The organism is Streptomyces europaeiscabiei (genome assembly GCF_036346855.1).
Classification (GTDB): Bacteria; Actinomycetota; Actinomycetes; order Streptomycetales; family Streptomycetaceae; genus Streptomyces; species Streptomyces europaeiscabiei.
Window position 1 is genome coordinate 477,637 of sequence record NZ_CP107841.1, and the last position, 18,550, is coordinate 496,186.

11 protein-coding genes are annotated in these 18,550 nt (G+C 72.4%); 9 read left to right on the forward strand and 2 right to left on the reverse strand.

What is annotated here, in order from left to right:
• Window positions 1–521: 521 nt before the first annotated feature.
• Window positions 522–905: a winged helix-turn-helix transcriptional regulator gene (locus tag OG858_RS02315; protein WP_319066229.1), complete on the forward strand. Its 384-nt coding sequence runs from the start codon at window positions 522–524 to the stop codon at window positions 903–905.
• Between the two features lie 32 nt (window positions 906–937).
• Here the strand turns inward: OG858_RS02315 and OG858_RS02320 are convergent, their stop codons facing one another.
• On the reverse strand, window positions 938–2,269 hold the full coding sequence (locus tag OG858_RS02320; protein ID WP_319066228.1) for a cytochrome P450: 1,332 nt from the start codon (window positions 2,267–2,269) through the stop codon (window positions 938–940).
• A 245-nt stretch (window positions 2,270–2,514) separates the two neighbouring features.
• Between OG858_RS02320 and OG858_RS02325 the strand changes: the two genes are divergently transcribed.
• The 3 genes from OG858_RS02325 (at window position 2,515) to OG858_RS02335 (ending at window position 5,733) form a co-directional block, all read left to right on the forward strand.
• On the forward strand, window positions 2,515–3,240 hold the full coding sequence (locus tag OG858_RS02325; protein ID WP_328545187.1) for a DinB family protein: 726 nt from the start codon (window positions 2,515–2,517) through the stop codon (window positions 3,238–3,240).
• 63 nt (window positions 3,241–3,303) lie between these two features.
• On the forward strand, window positions 3,304–4,548 hold the full coding sequence (locus OG858_RS02330; protein WP_319066227.1) for an LmeA family phospholipid-binding protein: 1,245 nt from the start codon (window positions 3,304–3,306) through the stop codon (window positions 4,546–4,548).
• A gap of 135 nt (window positions 4,549–4,683) precedes the next feature.
• A complete protein-coding gene (locus tag OG858_RS02335; protein ID WP_328545186.1) occupies window positions 4,684–5,733 on the forward strand; it encodes a glycoside hydrolase family 5 protein in 1,050 nt (349 codons plus the stop codon).
• Between the two features lie 614 nt (window positions 5,734–6,347).
• Here OG858_RS02335 and OG858_RS02340 read toward each other — a convergent pair.
• Entirely contained in the window at window positions 6,348–7,214 is an 867-nt protein-coding gene (locus tag OG858_RS02340; RefSeq protein WP_328545185.1) for a LuxR C-terminal-related transcriptional regulator, read from the reverse strand.
• 439 nt (window positions 7,215–7,653) lie between these two features.
• On the opposite strand from OG858_RS02340, the gene OG858_RS02345 reads away from it, so the two are divergent.
• The 5 genes from OG858_RS02345 (at window position 7,654) to OG858_RS02365 (ending at window position 18,547) form a co-directional block, all read left to right on the forward strand.
• Complete coding sequence (locus OG858_RS02345) at window positions 7,654–8,886, forward strand: acyl-CoA dehydrogenase family protein (protein ID WP_330346558.1); 1,233 nt, start codon at window positions 7,654–7,656, stop codon at window positions 8,884–8,886.
• Entirely contained in the window at window positions 8,883–9,761 is an 879-nt protein-coding gene (locus OG858_RS02350; protein ID WP_328545183.1) for an SCO6745 family protein, read from the forward strand. Before OG858_RS02345 ends, OG858_RS02350 begins: the two co-directional genes overlap by 4 nt.
• Before the next feature lie 50 nt (window positions 9,762–9,811).
• Window positions 9,812–10,438 (forward strand): nuclear transport factor 2 family protein, encoded by a 627-nt coding sequence (locus OG858_RS02355; protein WP_179201236.1) that lies wholly within the window; start codon window positions 9,812–9,814, stop codon window positions 10,436–10,438.
• A 10-nt stretch (window positions 10,439–10,448) separates the two neighbouring features.
• Window positions 10,449–12,107, forward strand: coding sequence for a PfaD family polyunsaturated fatty acid/polyketide biosynthesis protein (locus tag OG858_RS02360; RefSeq protein ID WP_328545182.1), 1,659 nt, complete (start codon window positions 10,449–10,451; stop codon window positions 12,105–12,107).
• A gap of 158 nt (window positions 12,108–12,265) precedes the next feature.
• The gene (locus tag OG858_RS02365) at window positions 12,266–18,547 is read left to right on the forward strand and encodes an SDR family NAD(P)-dependent oxidoreductase (RefSeq protein ID WP_328545181.1); all 6,282 of its coding nucleotides are present in this window, start codon (window positions 12,266–12,268) and stop codon (window positions 18,545–18,547) included.
• Window positions 18,548–18,550 lie beyond the last annotated feature (3 nt).

The window sequence follows — 18,550 nt, forward strand, 5'->3', positions numbered from 1 at the left end:
GGGCCGCCCGCTGTCCGACGCCGGGCTCACCTCGTGCACCGCGGTCGCCGGGATCCGGCCGGCGCCCGGGCCCCATCGAGGGGGCGTCTGAGTGGAAGTCGGCGCGAGCGTGACCGTCGTCGACATCGGCGCCCGGGGGCATCCGGCCGTCCGGATCCTCCGTGCCCACTACGTCCGCCCGGGTGCTCGCGGTGGACGTGCGGGAGGAGCGGCCGCCCCGATCCGACGAAGTGCGGCGCGCCTTTCGGCACCCTCGTACGGACGCACACGGCCGGTGTCCTGCGGAAGCGGACGAGCGATGCGGGGCCGCCGTTCCCGACCTCGTCGGCACCTCCGCCGCACTCCGGCTGAGGCTCGAAGTCCTCCACACCACCCCGCGACGGTGGCCTCCTCAGGGTCGCGGCGAAGCGGTGTGCAGGGCCTGCTCGCCCCGCGCTTCGACTGTCTTGTGGTTGCTGAGGAACTGCAGGAGAGTGAGCGTCGACCTGGAAGAACGCGGTGTTCGGCGACTGAGGAACCTGATGGTGACCAAGCAACAGCTCAAGGGCCGGCCCGAGGACGCGGATCTGAGGCGCGCGGACTCCCTGGCGCGGGAGATCTTCTCCGACGTGGCCAACAAGTGGGCGCTCCTGATCATCGAGACGCTCGGAGAGCGCACCCTGCGCTTCAGCGAGTTGCGCAACGAGGTCGAGGGCGTCAGTCACAAGATGCTCACCCAGAACCTGCGCATGCTGGAGCGCAACGGGCTGGTCGACCGGACGGTGTACCCCACTGTGCCGCCGCGGGTCGAGTACACCCTGACCGAGCCGGGCCGGGCCCTGCGCACCACGGTCGACGCCCTGTGCGACTGGACCCACCGGTACCTCGGACACATCGAGGGCGCCCGCGATCGCTTCGGCACCTGACGGGCGCCCGGCAGCACACCCCGTCGCCTCCTTCAGCGGAGCGACGGTTCCAAGATCGCGAGGGTGGGGCCGTCGGGACGGACGGTGATGCCGTGCACCGCCTTCGTGGGGGTGGAGCGGAAGGCCGGGGTGTGGGCCGGCAGCAGGTGTTCGAGCAGAACGGTCGACTCGCGCAGCGCGAACTGCAGGCCGAGGCAGGCGCGGGGACCGATACCGAAGGGGAAGTAGGCGCCCGGGTGGGTGGGCCGGCCGTCCGGGGTGGTGAAGCGCCGGGGGTCGAAGCGCTCCGGGTCCGGCCACAGTTCGGGATCGCGGTGGGTGAGGTAGGGGCAGACCAGGAGGTCGGTGCCCGCCTTGATGGAGTAGCCGGCGAGGGTGTCGTCCTCGGTGGCGTGGCGGGGCAGGATCCAGGCGGACGGGTAGAACCGGAGCGTCTCGTGGACCAGGGCCTGGATGGCCTGACGGCGTTCCGCCGAGCCCTCGACCCCGGCGGCGAGGGCCTGCTCGCGGGCCTCGGGGTGCCGGTCGAGGAGCAGGTGGAGCCAGGTCAGGGTGGTCGCGGTGGTCTCGTGTCCGGCCGCGAGCAGAGTGACGAACTCGTCGCGGATCAGCCGGTCGGTGTACTCGGGACGCTCTGTGGCGGCGTCGGTCAGAACGTGCAGCAGGCCCGGACCATGGGGGCCCGCCGTCCCGTCGCGGGCTGCCTCGATGGCGTGCCGGGCGACCGCGTCGATCCGGGCGAGATCGGCGGCGACGGCGTCCCGGGCCTCGTCGGCGTCGGCGGGCAGGGTCGGAAGGGCGGCGCCCACGGTTTCCACGGCTGCCAGTTCGCGCTGGGTCGCGTCGTCGAGGGGGTGGCCGGTGAGGGAGCGCCAGATGGTGTCGAGGGCGAAGCGGCGCATCTCCTGGCCGACGTCGAAGGTCTGCCCGGTTCGGGCGTACCCGTCCCAGCGTTCCGCGGCGGTCCGGGCGGCGGCGGTGATCCGCTGTTCGTAGCGGCGCATGCCGGTGCCGGTGAACTGGGACTGCAGCAGGCGGCGTTGCCGTTTCCACGCCGTGCCGGTGGCGGCCAGGACACCGTCGCCGATCAGCAGCCGGGCGCGGTGCGAACGCTTGACGTACCGCTCCGGCTGCCGGGCGAGGACGTGCTGCACCGCCGTCGGGTCCGTGACGAGAACCGTGGGCGCCGGGCCGATGCGGAACGCCGCGACACCGCCGTGCCGTTCGTGCACCTGGGTCAGCAGCTCGACCAGTTCGCCTCCCCCCGAACGCCACCGCTCCACCAGCCCCGGCTCGGCCTCGGGGACCGGCCGCACCGCCCCGGGAACGTGCCGAAGTGCGCCGGGACCGGCTTCGGTGTCCATGTGTCTTCCCCCTGATCGACCGCCGCGTCGGCCATGAACCGTTGAGCATGCGCAGTACGGACTGTACGGGAACGGGCACAGCAGGTGAGAGGAGATCGCCCGCCCGGAAGGCCTCGACGCCTGCTGTGCACCGGACGAGCCGCGCCGTTTCGTGTGCCGGTAAATCGGTCGCGTCCCGGGAACTGAGCCGTTACCTTCCGCCTGGCGCGGCGAGGCACGCGGCACGACGGCGAAGGGAGCCGGGGATGGGGACCGAGGGCACGCGGAACGGCCGATTGGGCTTACTGCTCAACCAGTTCGACCAGGCCAGGGAGATGGCCCAGGTGCGGCTGACGGGGCTCGGCGACGAGGAGTACCTGTGGGAGCCGGTGCCGGGTTGCTGGTCGCTCCGGCGCCGGGCCGAGGCGACGACGCCCAGGGCGTTCGGGCCGGGCGAGTGGGTGCTCGACCTGGGCGCCCCGGACATCCCGGCGAGCGAGTACGCCGAGGTCGCCCGGCAGGCCGCCGACGGCATGACCGTCGCCGGGATCGCCGACGACTGGAGTGTGAGCGTCGAGCGGGTCGAGCAGGTTCTCGCCCACACCGGTGCACCGGAGCCCGACCGGACGCCGGTGACGACCATCGCGTGGCGACTGGCACACCTGCACGTCCAGTTCGCGGGCGGATGGGAGTGGACCTTCGGCGAACGGCGCCAGGATCCGAAGCTGTCGGTCGACTTCACCCCGTCCGCCGCCTCGGCACTCGACCGGTTCTGGCCAATGGTCGACCGCTGGCGCGACAGCGTCGCCGGCGTCACCGACGAGCAACTCGACACGGTCGGCTTCTCGCAGTACCCGTACGGCTCCGCCCCGGACGACCCGTTCGTCGGCGTACTGTCGGGGGCCAACCTCGAATTCATCCACCACATGGCCGAGATCGCCCTGCTCCGCGACCTGTGGCGGACCCGCTCCAGCATCGCATCGCAATCGTGAACTACATCGCATACCCGGGGTTCAGGTTGCGGGCGGGGGTGGGGCACATGTTCGGATGAGCCGATGCGCTCCCCCCACCGCACAGATCCGCAACAGCATGCCCACGACCGCTCAGACGCGCCCCGCAACCCCTACGACGAACTCGGCACCCTCGACGACGGCCCACTGGAAGTGACCTCTCTGGAGGACTTCTTCGACGAGGGCGCCGCGGAGCGGGTGGAGGAGCCGGAGCCCGAGTGGACCCCGCCCGTCCATCGTCGCGGCGGCCGGCGTCGGCGTGGCCGTTTCGGCCGGCTGCCCCTCGCGGTGAAGGCGGTGGTGGGCGTCGTCGTCCTCGCCTCGTTCGTGACACTGGCCGACCGCTGGGCACTGCTGTACGCCGAACACGCGGCCGCGGACGCCCTGGAGGACCGGCTGGACCTGGCCGCAGCACCCGAGGTGGAGATCGGCGGCTTCCCCTTCGTCACCCAACTGGCGGGCAAGCGGCTGGACTCGGTGCGGGTGACCGTGCCGGACGTGGCGGCCGACCGGGTGTCGCTGGCGAAGGTGTCGGCCACGGCCCATGACGTACGACTGGACGTCGACGGTCTCACCTCCGTGCGCGGCGCCCGCGTCCCGCGGCTCGACGGGGACGTGCTGCTGTCCTTCGCCGACCTCAACCGTGAACTCGGCGCGTCGCAGGTGACGTTCACCGGGGACGGTCGTGACCGGGTGCGGGCGCGCGGCACCCTGCCGGTCGCCGGGCGTGACCTGCGGCTGCGCGCCGAGGCGACGATCCAGCGGCAGGGCGAGAGGGGCATCGCCACCCGGATCGGCGGCATGCGCCTGGACATCGGGAACCTGGCCACCTACCGCCCCGGCTCGCGCGCCTCGGACGGCCTGCATCTGACGCCGGAGGCGTCCGCCGCCCTCGCCCGGGAGGCCCGCAAGGCGAAGGCGCTGCTGTCGGTCCCTGCGATCGTACGGCGGCTGGGGGTGTCCGACGCGACCGCGCGCGAGGCACTGGGCGACGACGGCAAGCTCGCCGAACTGACCGGCTCCCCGCGCTTCGCCCGCCAGGCCCAGAGCCTCAATCTCATCGACCTGGCCCTGGACAACCCCGCCGTGCTGCGCGGCCTGGGCCTCGACCCCGACCTCCTCGACGCCCTGTCCCGGCTCACCCGCCCGGTCCTCGCCGACCGGCTGTCCCTGTCCTTCGAACTGCCGGAGCCGGAGCACGGGACCATGCGACTGCGGGACGTCCGCGTGGAGGAGGACGGCATCCGGGTACGCCTCACCGGGTCGGAACTGGCCGTGGGCGGGTCGTAGTTCTGTTTTCTTGATGAAATTTGGTGTGCAGATGTGTTGACCTCTGTTCGAGATCTCTTCTACTTTGCGGGAGTTACAGAGCCGCCGACCTGTACCCCAAGGTTTCGCGGACGCAACTGCCCTGAAAGGGATCTGGTGCCACTAAAGAACCATCGCGGGACAGCCTGCCTCGCGGCGTCGCTGGCCGGCGTCACGGCATTCGGCGGAGTCATCGCCTCCCCCGCGTCCGCCGCTCCCGCAGCCGCCGCCTCCCGCCACGCCTCGCCGCCGCCCGTCAGCGACTTCCGCGGCGTCAACTGGGCCGACCCGCGCGACAACTACGCCGACGACGCCGTCGTGCCCTCTGGCCTGTCCACCACCGACAGTTACGCCACGACCTACGCCAAGTCCCGGGCGATCATCGGCGGGTTCTCCAAGCTCGGCGCCAACACGGTCCGGCTCCCGGTCAACCCCACGTCCGTGAACGGCCCCTTCTGGAAGTCGTACCGGGCCGCGATCGACGCCGCCACCGCCAAGGGCTTCAAGGTCATCCTGGGCTACTGGGAGGCCGACAACGCCAAGGACGGCAAGATCGACGACCAGGCCTCCTGGGACCGGATGTGGAAGCGGATCACCTCCGCCTACAGCCCCAACTCCAAGGTGTACTTCGAGCCGATGAACGAGCCGTTCGGCTACACCTCCCAGGAGTGGCGCGACGTGGCCGCCCGCTGGCTGAGCAAGCACCGCTCCATTCCCCGCGACCGCGTCCTCATCGGCGGCTTCAAGTACAGCGAGGACGTCAAGCCGGTGTGCGCCGACAGCCGGCTCGACGGGACCCGGATCGCCCTGCACAACTACGGCTTCTGGCACACCGACTGGACCAGCGTCGACCAGTGGAAGGCGGACTTCAAGGAGCGCATCGGCACCTGCGCCTCGCGCACGATCCTCGACGAGTTCGGTGCCTCCATGACGACAGGCCTGGACTACAACGGCCCGGTCAACGGCTCCAACGAGGTCGCCTACATCCAGGCCGCGACCGACGTCATCCGGGAGTTGCGCCTCGGTTCGGTCTACTGGCCCGGCCTGCGCAACGGTGACACCTACTCCCTCACCACCCTTCAGGGCACGGGCACCCGCCTCAGCCTGAAGGTCAACAACCAGAGCGGGCTCGACCGCCTGCACTGGGCCTGGAAGATGAAGAAGTAGAGGAAGCGGAAGAAGCAGCGGCGTCGATACGACAGCCGCGATGCCCCCTCCCGGGTCCGGCGCCTCGGGGCAGCCGGACCCGGGAGGGAGTCATATCACCTGGGACTCAGAAGCTCCCCCGCACCACGCAGTTGACGGCCTGTGACCACTACGCGCTCCGCTATGTTCGGCCCCGTTCGAACGCATGACGACCGACCGAACGAGCGACGACCGGCGGGCACGCAGTCCTCCGGGAAGGAAACGTGAGAGAGCACGTGATACCCGGAGACGGCGATGACCGGACGGCGACGCGTGCACAGTGCACGTGACCGTCGTACACCGCGGTTGACGAGTACCGGGCCACGACCCCACACCCACCCTCAGGTGTGCACCGGCAACAGCACACGGAAGGCCGCGCCAGGACCACGGAGTCGATCAGCGGGATTCCGCCGATGAGCCGCCTGAGGGTGCCGTCCACCGCGCCGAGCGAACCGGCCACCACCACGCTGCCGCCGGGCCGCCCCGGGCGACCGCCGCCGTGCCCGGCCGGGACAGCCGGGGCGGGTGCCCCGTGGTGGGCGGCACGTCCGTGTCGCCCGGTGACTCCGGCCGCTCCGGTGGCGGATCGGCCGGGGTCACGGCAGCAGCCCCGCCCGCCGTGCCGCGGTGACCGCTTCGAAGCGGGTGGTCGTGCCGAGTTTGCGCATGACCGAGCGCAGATGGCCCTTGACGGTCTCCAGGCCGATGTCGAGCCGTTCGGAGATGTCGGGGTTGGTGCAGCCCGCGGCGACCGCGGTCAGGACGTCGAGTTCGCGTGGCGAGAGACGCGCCGCCTGCTCCGGCGGTGGCCACTCGGGCGCCTCGGCACAACAGCCCTGTTCCAGCAGGCAGCACACCTCGTGGAAGCGTTCCCTGAGGTGGTCGTCGCCGAGTGTCGCCGTGAGGTCCAGCAGTTCGGCGTGGGCTTCGTGGACGCGTTCCAGGGCGGCGCCGTCACGGGGCGCGGTACCGGCGCCTACGGCCCGGGCCTCCGACAGCACCCGGTGGACCTGTTCATGGGCGGCGAGGAACTGCTCCAGGTCGCGCGTCGCCTGCGTCACCGCGGTCAGCACCCGGTCGCCGAGGCGTACAGCGTCCCGCGACGCCACGAAGAGAACGGCCCGGACGGTGGTGCCCACGATCACCGGCGCCGCCGCCATCGCCCGCACCCCCTCGGCCTCGACGAAGGAGTCGTACTCATGGCTGATCTGCCGCGCCGACAGGTAGTCGCTCACCGCTGCCGGCCGGCCGGTCGTCAGCACCTTGCCGATCAGTCCGGTCCCCGCCGGCACGGACATCCCCCGGCGGTCCCGTGACCTCACCCCGCTCGTCTCGCTGATCCGCAGCTGTCGCGGGCCGACGACCCAGGCCACCCCGGCGACGGGCATCCCGCTCTCTCTGCGCAGAGCCAGGACCGCGGCGCGGGCGGCCGCGGCCTCTTCGCTGTCTTCCGCCGGTAGCACGGCCGGGTCGACTCCTTACCTGACCGACAGTGGGGACACTTCGCTGTGGTCGACTCCCCCGTCGTCAGAAGAACAGTTATTCAAGGGTTCAAGTACGTCAAGAGTGCACAGCAGAAACATAGTTGACGATCTGTCAGATCCTTCGTGAAGTGACACGTGCACGCATGGCGCAGGCATCGCGCCCCATGCCGGCCCCGTCGTCCAGGGCGGCTTTCTGACCCGGCATTCAGTAGTCGTCTCCCCGCGCCTCCCCCTCAGACGGGGGTAGCTGGGCGGCCCGGATTACCTCATGGTGGTGCCAGGGACAGGCCGCTCCCGGCTCCGGCCGTGCCGGGTGCGTGCCCCGCTTCCTCTCCCCCTCCGACTCAAGGCCCGCTGGAAGCAGGGCCGTTGTGTGCCCCCCAGCAGCACCGAGCTTGCGCGCACAGAGAGGCGCCCCATGGACTTCTCGTACTCTCCACGTCTCGCCGAACTCAAGGAAAGCGCTGTGGACCTCGCTCGCAGGATCGCGGTCTACGAGGACGAATGCGAGGCCGACAACGGGCTGAGCCCGGAGAGCAGAGCCGCCCTTCGGCGGACCGTACTGGCCAGTGGTCTGCAGGCGATGAACGCGCCGGTCGCGTGGGGAGGCGCGGGGCTGAGCTGGGTCGAGCAGGTCACTGTGGAGGAGGAGCTCGGGACGCTCACCAATGGTCTGTGGGCCGCCGTGTGGCGGCCGACCGCCGCCGCCCTGCTCGCCTCCACCCCGGAGCAGCGCGAGCGGTATCTCCTGCCGGAGAACCGGGGCGAGCGCTTCGGGGCCAGGGCCATCACCGAACCGGACGCCGGTTCCGACCCCCGGCGCATCGCGACCGTCGCGCAGCGCACCCTTGACGGGTACCGCATCACCGGTGAGAAGTGGTTCGTCACCCTGGGGGATCTGGCGGACTATCTGATCGTGCTGGCGATCGTCCGGCCCGACGGGGCTCCCACGCTGTTCCTCGTCGACAAGGACACACCGGGCGTACGGCTGGTCGCCACACCGCGCTACACCCACCACTTCGCCTACGAACACCCGCACTTCGCCTTCGACAATGTGGCGGTGGGCCACGACGCCGTCCTCGGGGAGCTGGGTGCCGGGCTCGACCTCGTCCAGGCCACCTTCTTCGAGGAACGGGTCCTGGTCGCGGCGCACGCCGTGGGCGCCGCCGAGCGCGCGCTGCGGCTGGCGTCGGACTGGGCGCGCGAGCGGGTGCAGGGCGGACAGCCCATCATCAGGCACCAGTTGATCCAGGCCATGCTGGCGGACTCCGCGACCGACATCGCCGTCAACCGACTGCTGGTGCACCGGGTCGCGTGGGAGATCGACAGAGGCGGCGACCCCAAGACACTGAACGCTCTGGTGGCCATGGCCAAGGTGTCGGCGACCGAGGCCGCCGGGCGGGTCGTCGACCGCGCGGTGCAGATCTTCGGCGGACGCGGCTACATGCGGGACAACCCGGTGGAACGTCTCTACCGCGACGTCCGCGTCGACCGGATCTGGATGGGCACCTCCGAGGTCCAACGGCTCATGGTCGCCAATGAGATCGACAAGCGGGGCCTGTCGGGTCTGCTGCGTTTCTCCACGGCTCCGGCCGAGGAGGAAGAGCCGGACGGGACGAGGGGCCCGCTGATGGAAGGTGCCGCCCGGTGAGCGCGCCGACCGTGACACCCCGGACCACGGCCCGGGCCCTGCACGACGTCATCGAGCCCTACCACGCGGTGCTCTACTACGCGCCCCAGGTTCAGGAGGCGTTCTCGGACGTCGGGCTGAAGGGCATGTGGCGCGGCTACTTCGGCGGACGTGCCGCTCCGCTGGGCCCGGCCCCGGCGGCCGTGGTCTCCGCGCTCTTCCATCACTTCGAGCCGGGTCTGGTCGCACGGGCGGTCCCGTCCGTGTGGGATGCCGCGCTGCCCGACGACATCCTGGCCGCCCGGCTGGCCGGCGTGGACGCGGCGCTGCGCGCGCTGCTGGGCGACGCGGTCGACGGTACGGACGTCGCCGAGGCCGCGTCGCTCGCGGCCTCGGCCGCCGCCGCGTGCGGTGCGCCCGGTCGTCCGCTCGGCGCCGCGAACGCCGTCCTCGCACTCCCGCGGGCACCCCATCTCGCGCTGTGGCAGGCGGCCACGACGCTGCGCGAGTACCGGGGTGACGGGCATGTCGCCGCCCTGACGCATGCCGAGTTCGACGGCGTCGAGGCACTGGTGACGATCACCGCGGCGGGCGGCGAGGTCCGCGAGAGCATCCAGGCACGCCGGGGCTGGACCGACGAGGAGTGGGCCGAGGGCGAGCGGCGGCTCCGCACCCGCGGGCTGCTGGACTCCGCCGGGGACCTCACCCCGGGGGGCCGCGCGGCCCGGGACGCCGTCGAGGCGCTCACCGACCGCTTCGCCTCGGCACCCTGGAACGCCCTCGGCGCGCAGCGCGCGCACCGGCTGTACACACTCCTCCAGCCACTCGGCGAACGGATCATCCACGGCCTGGGCATCCCCCTGCCGGTGGCCGCGAAGACCCCGGGCGGCGGCTGACCCCCGCACCACGGAAGACGACGACCCCCCACTCCCGCCTGGCGGAACACGTGACCCATCTGAACGACCTGGGCGAACCACACGCCCCCGTCCCCTCGCCTGATCCGAACAACCCGGTCGGCGCGAGCGAGTTCGACGAACCGAGCAACCCGACCGGCCCCGGCGCTTCCCCCGACTCCCGCCTCTTCCCCGGCTCCCCTCTCTCCTCCGGCCCGGTCGACGGCTGGCAGGAGGTGCGGGACCGGCTGGACCTGCGCCGCCTCGTCGACACGTACGCCTCCGCCCTGGACCGGCGGAGCACGGAGCTGTTCGCGTCACTCTTCGACGAGGACGGCGAGCTGGTCCTGAACCGCCCGTCCGGCACCGGCCGCCCGCCCCGCGTGTTCGACGGGCGCGACGGCTGGGCGAGCGCGCTGTCCGTGCTGGAGTCGTGCGTCGTGACCACGCACTTCGTCGGCAACCACACGGTGCGGCTGGCCGGGGACAGCGCCACGGGCGAGACGTACTGCCTGGCGCACGAGATCCGCCCCGCCGAGGCCGTGCACAGACTGCGGGTGCGGTCCATCCGCTACCAGGACTCCTACCGGCGTACGGCGGGCAGGTGGCGTTTCGCCCGCCGGGTACTGACCGTCGACTGGACAGAGGACCGCGTCCTCGTGTCCCCCAGCGCCGGATAAGGAACGGGACATGGTTGCAGAGAGCATGTTCACCGAGGACGGCCGGCGCGCGTACGGCGGGACATCGCCGCAGGGCACGGACGGCGGCCTCCCCTGGGCTCCCGACTTCGCCGACGACGCGCTCGTACGCCACGCGCACCGCGTCAGGGAACCCGTGCACATCGTGCGGGAGCAGGCCACCGGGCGCATGGGTCTGGCTCCGGGCGGCGATGCCGCGCGGACCGGGCCGGACGCCGACGGCCGGTACCGGGTGCTCGGCACACTGCCGCCGTTGTACCCCGAGTGGCTCGGCGATCACGGCTTCTGCGCCGATCACGGGGTCCGCTTCCCCTATGCCGGGGGCGAGATGGCCAACGGCATCGCGACCACCCGGATGGTGACCGCGCTTGCGGAGGCCGATCTGCTGGGGTTCTTCGGCGCCGGCGGACTGCATCACCGGGACGTCGAGCGGGCGACCGCGGAACTCGGCGCGCGGCTCGGCGGCCGACGGAACTGGGGGGTCAATCTCATCCACTCCCCGCAGGAACCGGAGTTGGAGGAGCGGGTGGCCGCCCTCCTGATCGACCGGCGTGTACCCGTCGTCTCCGCGTCCGCCTACATGGCCCTCACCCCCGCGGTGGTGCGGTGCGCCGCCGCGGGGCTCACCACCGACCCGGCGGGCCGTGTCCTGCGGCGTACCCGGATCTTCGCGAAGGTGTCGCGGCCGGAGGTGGCCGAGCAGTTCCTGTCCCCAGCCCCGCCGGAGATCCTGCGCGCTCTCGTCGGACGCGGCGACCTCACCGAACGGGAGGCGGACCTCGCCGCGCACGTGCCGGTCGCCGAGGACATCACCGTCGAGGCCGACAGCGGCGGCCACACCGACAACCGGCCGCTCGGCGTCCTGCTGCCCGTGGTGCTGGCCCTGCGCGCCGAACTCGCCGCCCGCCACGGTTACCGGACGCCGCCGCGGGTGGGCGCCGCCGGCGGTCTGGGCACCCCGCAGGCGGTGGCCGCCGCGTTCGCCATGGGCGCCGCCTATGTGGTCACCGGCTCGGTCAACCAGGTGTCCGTCGAGGCGGGACTGTCCGACGAGGGCAAGATCCTGCTCGGCGCGGCCGATGTGGCGGACGTGACGATGGCGCCCGCCTCCGACATGTTCGAACTCGGCGTCAGGCTCCAGGTCCTGCGTCGGGGCACGATGTTCGCCGCCCGGGCCCAGCAGCTCTACGACGTGTACCGCTCGTACGACTCCTTGGAGGAGATCCCGGAGGACGTGCGCGCCCGGCTGGAGCGGAACGTCCTGCGCGGCACGGTCGACGATGTGTGGACCACCACCCGCCGGTACTGGCGGGACCGCGATCCCGGACAGCTCGACCGGGCGGAACGGGACCCCAAGCACCGTATGGCACTGCTCTTCCGCTCCTATCTGGGCCGGTCGAGCCGCTGGGCCATGACCGGGGAGCCGGGCCGGCACACCGACTACCAGATCTGGTGCGGCCCCGCGATGGGCGCCTTCAACCGATGGACGAAGGACAGCTTCCTGGGCCGCCCCGAGAACCGCTCCGCCGTCCAGATCGCGCTGAACCTCCTCGAAGGGGCGGCGGTCGTCACCCGCGCGCAGCAACTGCGCAGCCACGGTGTCCCGCTGCCCGCCGCCGCGTTCGCCTACCGGCCACGGCCGCTGGCCTGAGTCTCTCCCCGCCCGTCAACGCCTCGGACCGCCCACCTCCCTCGTCCCCAGGCCGTCCGCGTCCGTCATCCCCAGGCCTTCCTCGTCCCAGGCCCTCCGCCTCGTCGATCCCCCGCCGCACCGCCCGGCATCCCCACGTGCTGCACACGGAGAACGCCATGACCGCATCGACCGAACCCACGGGATCCGTCCCCTCGACGGCATCGCCCACGCCACCCGGACCGACCCGACCAGCAGGACCGGCACGTCCCGCTCACGTCCCCGTCGCCGTCGTCGGAACAGCCGCACTGACCCCGGGCGCGTCCACCACCGAAGGCTTCTGGCGGAACGTCCTCACCGGCCGGGACCTGATCACCGACGTGCCCGAGGACCACTGGCTCATCGACGACTACTTCGACCCCGATCCGTCCGCCCCCGACCGGACCTACGCCCGGCGCGGCGCGTTCCTCCCGGCGATCGACTTCGACCCGTCCGCGTACGGCATCCCGCCCAACGCCCTGCCGTCCATCGACACCACCCAGCTCCTCGCCCTGTCGGTCGCCGAACGAGTGCTGGCGGACGCCGGTCTGAGCGACCCGGCCGCGTTCGACGGGGAACGGACCGGCGTCATCCTGGGCACAGCGGCCCTGGAACTGCTGCACACCATGAGCAACCGGATGCAACGGCCGGTGTGGCTGAAGTCGCTGCGGGAGAGCGGCGTGCCCGAGGAACACGCCCAGGAGATCTGCGACCGGATCGCCGCCCACTACGTGCCCTGGCAGGAGGAATCGTTTCCGGGGGTACTCAGCAACGTGGTCGCGGGGCGCATCGCGAGCCGGTTCGATCTGCACGGCACGAACTTCACCACCGACGCGGCCTGCGGCAGCTCCCTGGCCGCCGTCACCGCCGCCGCCAACGAACTGGCGGTCGGTACGGCCGACTTGATGATCACCGGGGGCGTCGACACTCTCAACGACATCCTGATGTACATGTGCTTCAGCAAGACCCCGGCACTGTCGCGCACGGGCGACTGCCGCCCGTTCTCCGACGCCGCCGACGGCACGATGCTCGGCGAGGCACTGGTGATGTTCGCGCTCAAGCGCCTGGACGACGCCGAGCGCGACGGCGACCGGATCCACGCCGTCCTGCGCGGCATCGGTACGTCCTCCGACGGCCGGGGAAGCGCCATCTACTCCCCCGTTCCCGCCGGGCAGGCCCGTGCTCTGCGCCGGGCGTACGCCTCCGCCGGGTACGGGCCCGACACCGTCGAACTGGTCGAGGCGCACGGCACCGGGACCACGGCGGGCGACGCGGCCGAGTTCACCGCCCTGCGCACGGTGTTCGAGGAGTCCGGCCGGCAGGACGGGCCCTGGTGCGCGCTCGGCTCGGTGAAGTCCCAGATCGGGCACACCAAGTCCGCCGCGGGCGCCGCCGGTCTGCTGAAGGCCGTCCTGGCGCTCCGGCACAAGGTCCTGCCTCCGACGATCAAGGTGGAACGCCCCAACCCCGCACTGGAGTTGGAGACCAGCCCGTTGTACCTGAACACGCGCGCCCGCCCGTGGGTGAAGGCGCCCTCGCAGCCCCGGCGGGCCTCGGTGTCGAGCTTCGGATTCGGCGGGACCAACTTCCATATGACGCTGGAGGAATACGTGCCCACGCAGGCCTCACGCGCCCGCCCGGCCGCGCTGGTACGGACGGCTCCGACCGAACTGCTCGTCTTCGGCGCGTCGTCGCCGGAGGAGCTGCTGTCCGTGGCGGAGTCGGCGGCGACCAGGGCGACCTCCGGAAGTGGAGGAACGGCGGGTGAGACCGGCGGGACCGGTGAGCCTGACGGGGCGAGCGGAGGGACGCTCGCCGACGTGGCCCGGGAGGCTCAGCGCGCCTTCCGCCCGTCCGATCCCTACCGGCTCGCGCTGACCGCGTCGTCCCCGGAGGATCTGGCGAACCGGCTCCGGCGGGTGGCCGGGCAGATCCGCAGCGCCCCCGACCTCCCCCTGACGACCCCGGACGGCACCGTCTACCGCACCGGAACCACCGCACCCGGGAGGCTGGCGCTGCTCTTCTCCGGCCAGGGCAGCCAGTACACGGGCATGGGCGCCGACCTCGCCCTGCATCTTCCCGCCGCCCGAGAGGTCTGGGACCGGGCCGCCGGGCTCGGCCTCGACGACGAACTCCCCCTGCACCGCGTGGTGTTCCCGGCCCCCGCCTTCACCGAGGACGAGCGGACGGCGCAGCAGGACCTGCTCACCCGGACCGAGTGGGCCCAGCCCGCCCTGGCCGTGCAGAGCGCGGCGCTGCTGGCCGTACTGCGCGCGACGGGCGTCGAACCCGACTGCGTCTCCGGCCACAGCTTCGGGGAGCTTGTCGCCCTGTACGCCGCCGGCGTCATCGACGAGTACGCGCTGATACGTGTAGCCCGCAGGCGCGGCGAACTGATGCGCGACGCCTCCTCGGAGCCGGGCGCCATGCTCGCCGTCGTCGGTGTCCCCCGCGAGGACGTCGACGCACTGCTCGACGGCTTCGGCGACACCGTCTGGCTCGCCAACGACAACGCCCCCGACCAGGTCGTCCTGTCCGGGAAGGCCGAGGCCGTCGCCCGGCTGGAGCGCCGGTTGGGCGCGGAGGGCGTCACGGTACGGCGGCTGCGGGCCTCGGGGGCCTTCCACAGCCCCCTGATGGCCGGGGCGGGCGAGCCGTTCGCGGAGTTCCTGAGCGGAGAGGAGTTCCGTCCGCCGCGGATCGACGTGTACGGCAACGCCGACGCACAGCCCTACCCGGAGTCCCCCGGGCAGGTGCGGGGCCGTCTCGCCGAGCATCTGCTGTCCCCGGTGCGCTTCGTCGACGGGATCGAGGCGATGTACAAGGCGGGCGTCCGCACCTTCGTGGAGGTCGGGGCGGGGGCCACCCTCACCGGGCTGGCCGCCGAGATCCTGGGCGACCGTGATCACCTGGCCGTCAGCCTGGACCGCCGGGGGGTGAACGGCCTCACGGCCCTCCAGCAAGCCCTCGGTACGCTGGCCGTGTCCGGCGTACGCGTGGATCTGGAGGCAACTTGGGACGCCTGCGGGACCTCGCCGGAGGCGGAGCGTGAAGCACGGCCCCGCCCGCGCATGGCCGTTCCGATCTCCGGCGCCAACCACGGTGCCCTCTACCCGCCGCCCGGCGGAGCCGAGGCACTGCCGCGTCCCGTCCCCACCGAGGCGGCTCCGACAGCCGGGGCCGCTACGACGGCGTCGACGAGCGCGGCCACTGCGGCGGCACTCGTACCGCCGGTCACCGCGCCGCAGCCCGTGGCCGCCGCGATGGGCGACCCGTGGCTGCAGGCCTTCCAGGAGACCCAGCGCCAGGCGGCAGAGGCCCACGCGGAGTTCCAGCGGACCATGGCGGAGACCCATCTGCAGTTCCTGCGGACCTTCGAGGCGTCCTCGTTCGGTTCGGCCGGTGCCTCCGCCGTGGAGCACGGCGCCGTGAGCGTCCCCGCGCTGGAACTCACCCCGCTCGCGCCTTCCATGCCCATGCCTGCGCCCACGCCCATGCCTGTATCCATGGCCACGCCCGAGCCGGCGCGTGTGCCCCCGGCGCCCTCGGTCGCCGAGCCCGCCCCGGCCGAAGCCGCTCCTGCCGAGGCCGGCCCCGCAGCCCCCGACGTGGATGCGCTGCTCCTCGAAGTCGTCGCCGAGAAGACCGGATTCCCGGCCGACATCCTCGAATTCCACATGGAACTCGAAACCGACCTGGGCATCGACTCGATCAAGCGCGTACAGATCCTCTCCGCACTGCGCGAGAAGGTCCCGGCACTCGCCACGGTCGACCCCCACGAACTCGCTCCGCTCCGCACTCTTCGGCAGATCGCCGACAAGCTCCACGGAGAGGGCGGCCCCGGCAGTCCCGCCGCCGAGCCTGTCGTGCGCCTGGCACCGCCTCCCCCTGCCCGGTCCGAGGTGGTGCGGGAGGAGGCGCATACGCCCGCCCCGCTCACCCGGGCCGTCACGACGACCGTGCCCGCGCCGCTGCCGGGGTCGGAGCTGCCGGGCCTGCGGGAAGGGCGGGTCCTCGTCACCGACGAGGGAACAGGGGTGGCGCGGCGCCTCGTGGACAGGCTGAGCGAGCACGGGATCCGGGCCGCCGTGACGACCGAGGCCGAGTTGTCCCGATTAGCCAAGTCGGCCGGCTTGGCCGGGTCGGCCGGGTCGGCGGGAGCGGCGAGTCCGGCCGACGAGAAGGTCTGCGGCCTGGTGCTGCTGACCGGTCTGCGTCCGTCGCCCACCGCGGAGGCGGCGACCTCGGTCAACCGCGAGGCGTTCGCCGCCGCCCGTTCCCTGGCCCGGTGCATCGCCGATCGGGCGGGCGTGTTCGTCACCGTCCAGGACACCGGGGGCGACTTCGGTCTCGGCGGAGCCCACGGGCATCGCGCCTGGCTCGGCGGGTCCGCCGGGCTCGCCAGGACCGCTGCGAAGGAGTGGCCCGGCGCATGGGTCAAGGCCGTCGACTGCGAGCGGGCCGACCGGGACGCCGACACCTTGGCCGAACTCCTCGCCACCGAGTTGCTCCGAGGCGGCTCGTCGGGCGACATCGGACTGCGCGCCGACGGCACGCGCCTGACGCTGGTGGACACGGTCCTGCCGCTCTCCCCGGCCGGGACGGAACCGGAGACCTCCGAGCGGCTCGGCCCCGATTCCGTGATCGTCGCGACCGGCGGCGGCCGGGGCGTGACCGCGCTGGCGCTGCTCGCCCTGGCCGAGGCCCATCTGCCGTCCGTCGTCCTCCTCGGCCGCACCGAACTCGTGGACGAGCCAACAGGGTTGGCCGACGCCACGGACGCGACCGCCCTCAAGAACCTGCTCGTCGCACAGGCCCGCGAGCGGGGCGGGAAGGTGCCCGGCCCGGCCGAGATCGGCGCGCTCGCCGCCCGCTTGCTGGCCGTCCGCGAGATCCGGGCCACCATGGACGCGATCGAGGCGACCGGCTCCCGGGTGCGCTACCTGTCCGTGGACACCCGCGACGCACAGGCTCTGGCCCGGGCGCTCGACACGGCACGCCAGGAGTACGGTCCCATCAGCGGCATCGTCCACGGCGCCGGCGTACTCGCGGACGGGCCGCTGGCCGACAAGACCGACGCCCAGTACGACGACGTCTTCGACACGAAGGTGGAGGGCCTGCGTGCGCTGCTCGCCGCGACGGCGGACGATCCGCTGGACCTCGTCTGTGTGTTCTCGTCCGTCGCGGGGCGCTTCGGCAACACCGGCCAGGGCGACTACGCCATGGCGAACGAGGTACTGGCGCAGGTCGCCTCCACCGTGGCCGCGGCCCGTCCCGAGTGCCTGGTGAGGTCCCTCGCCTGGGGCCCCTGGGACGGCGGCATGGTGGGGCCGGAGCTGCGGCAGCATTTCCGCGAGCAGGGCGTGGCGCTCATCCCGCCGGACGCGGGCGCCCGGGCCTTCGTCCGGGAACTGCGTGGCGAGCCCGGTCAGGTGAGGGTCACCCTCACCGCCGGTGACGCCTCCACCTCGCTGGGGTCGCCCGCCGAACCGGCCACGGCGGGCGACCTCCATCTCAGCGCCCGCTCCCACCCTCATCTGATGGACCACTCCGTCGCCACGGCACCCGTGGTGCCGATGGCGCTGGTCGTGGAGTGGTTCCTCGGCGCCGCCCGCGTATGGCGTCCCGACGCGGCCGGGTTCGTCCTGCGCGACCTGCGCGTGCTCAGCCGTATCGACCTCGTCGACTTCGCGGAAGGCAGGGACCCGGGACACCGGCTGAGCGTCCGGAGCACGTCCTCCGCCTCCTCCGGCAGCGGCACCACCGACGGTGAGTCCGGTCCGCACGGCATCGTCCTCGAACTCTCGGACGGCTCGCCCCGGCCCAACTACCGAGCCACGGCCGACGTCCTGACGGGCCGGCCCCTCCCCGGACGGACCCGCAGGACGCCCGAACACCTCGATCCGCCACCGGCCCAGAAGATCTACGACGGCAAGGTGCTGTTCCACGGGCCGGCCTTCCAGGCGATCACCTCGGTGGAGGGCATCTCCGCGGCGGGCGCCGAGGCCCGGGTGCGCGGTGTCCGCGACCTGGACTGGCCGGGAGACGGCTGGCACACCGATCCGGCAGCGGTCGACGCCGGCCTGCAACTCGCGCTGAAGTGGGCCGAGCACGCGTACGGCGCCGCCTTCCTTCCCATGTGCGTCGGCGAAGTCCGTACGCCGGGACGCGGCCCGGTCGGGGCGGGAGCGACATGTGTCGTGGTCGCCGGCAGCGGCTCCGGCGACCTCGACGTCACGTGCGACATCGCCGTGGTGGAGCAGGACGGCACGGTGCACTCGGAACTGCTGGACGTGACCCTCGTCCGTCGCCCCGACTCTCCCGCGTCCGCCTCGCCCACCGCCTCCGCCTCCGCTTCCGCTTCCGCTTCCAAGGGCTCGCAGCGACGGCCGGCCCCGGCGAGCAAGGGTGACAGGAGGTGAGCC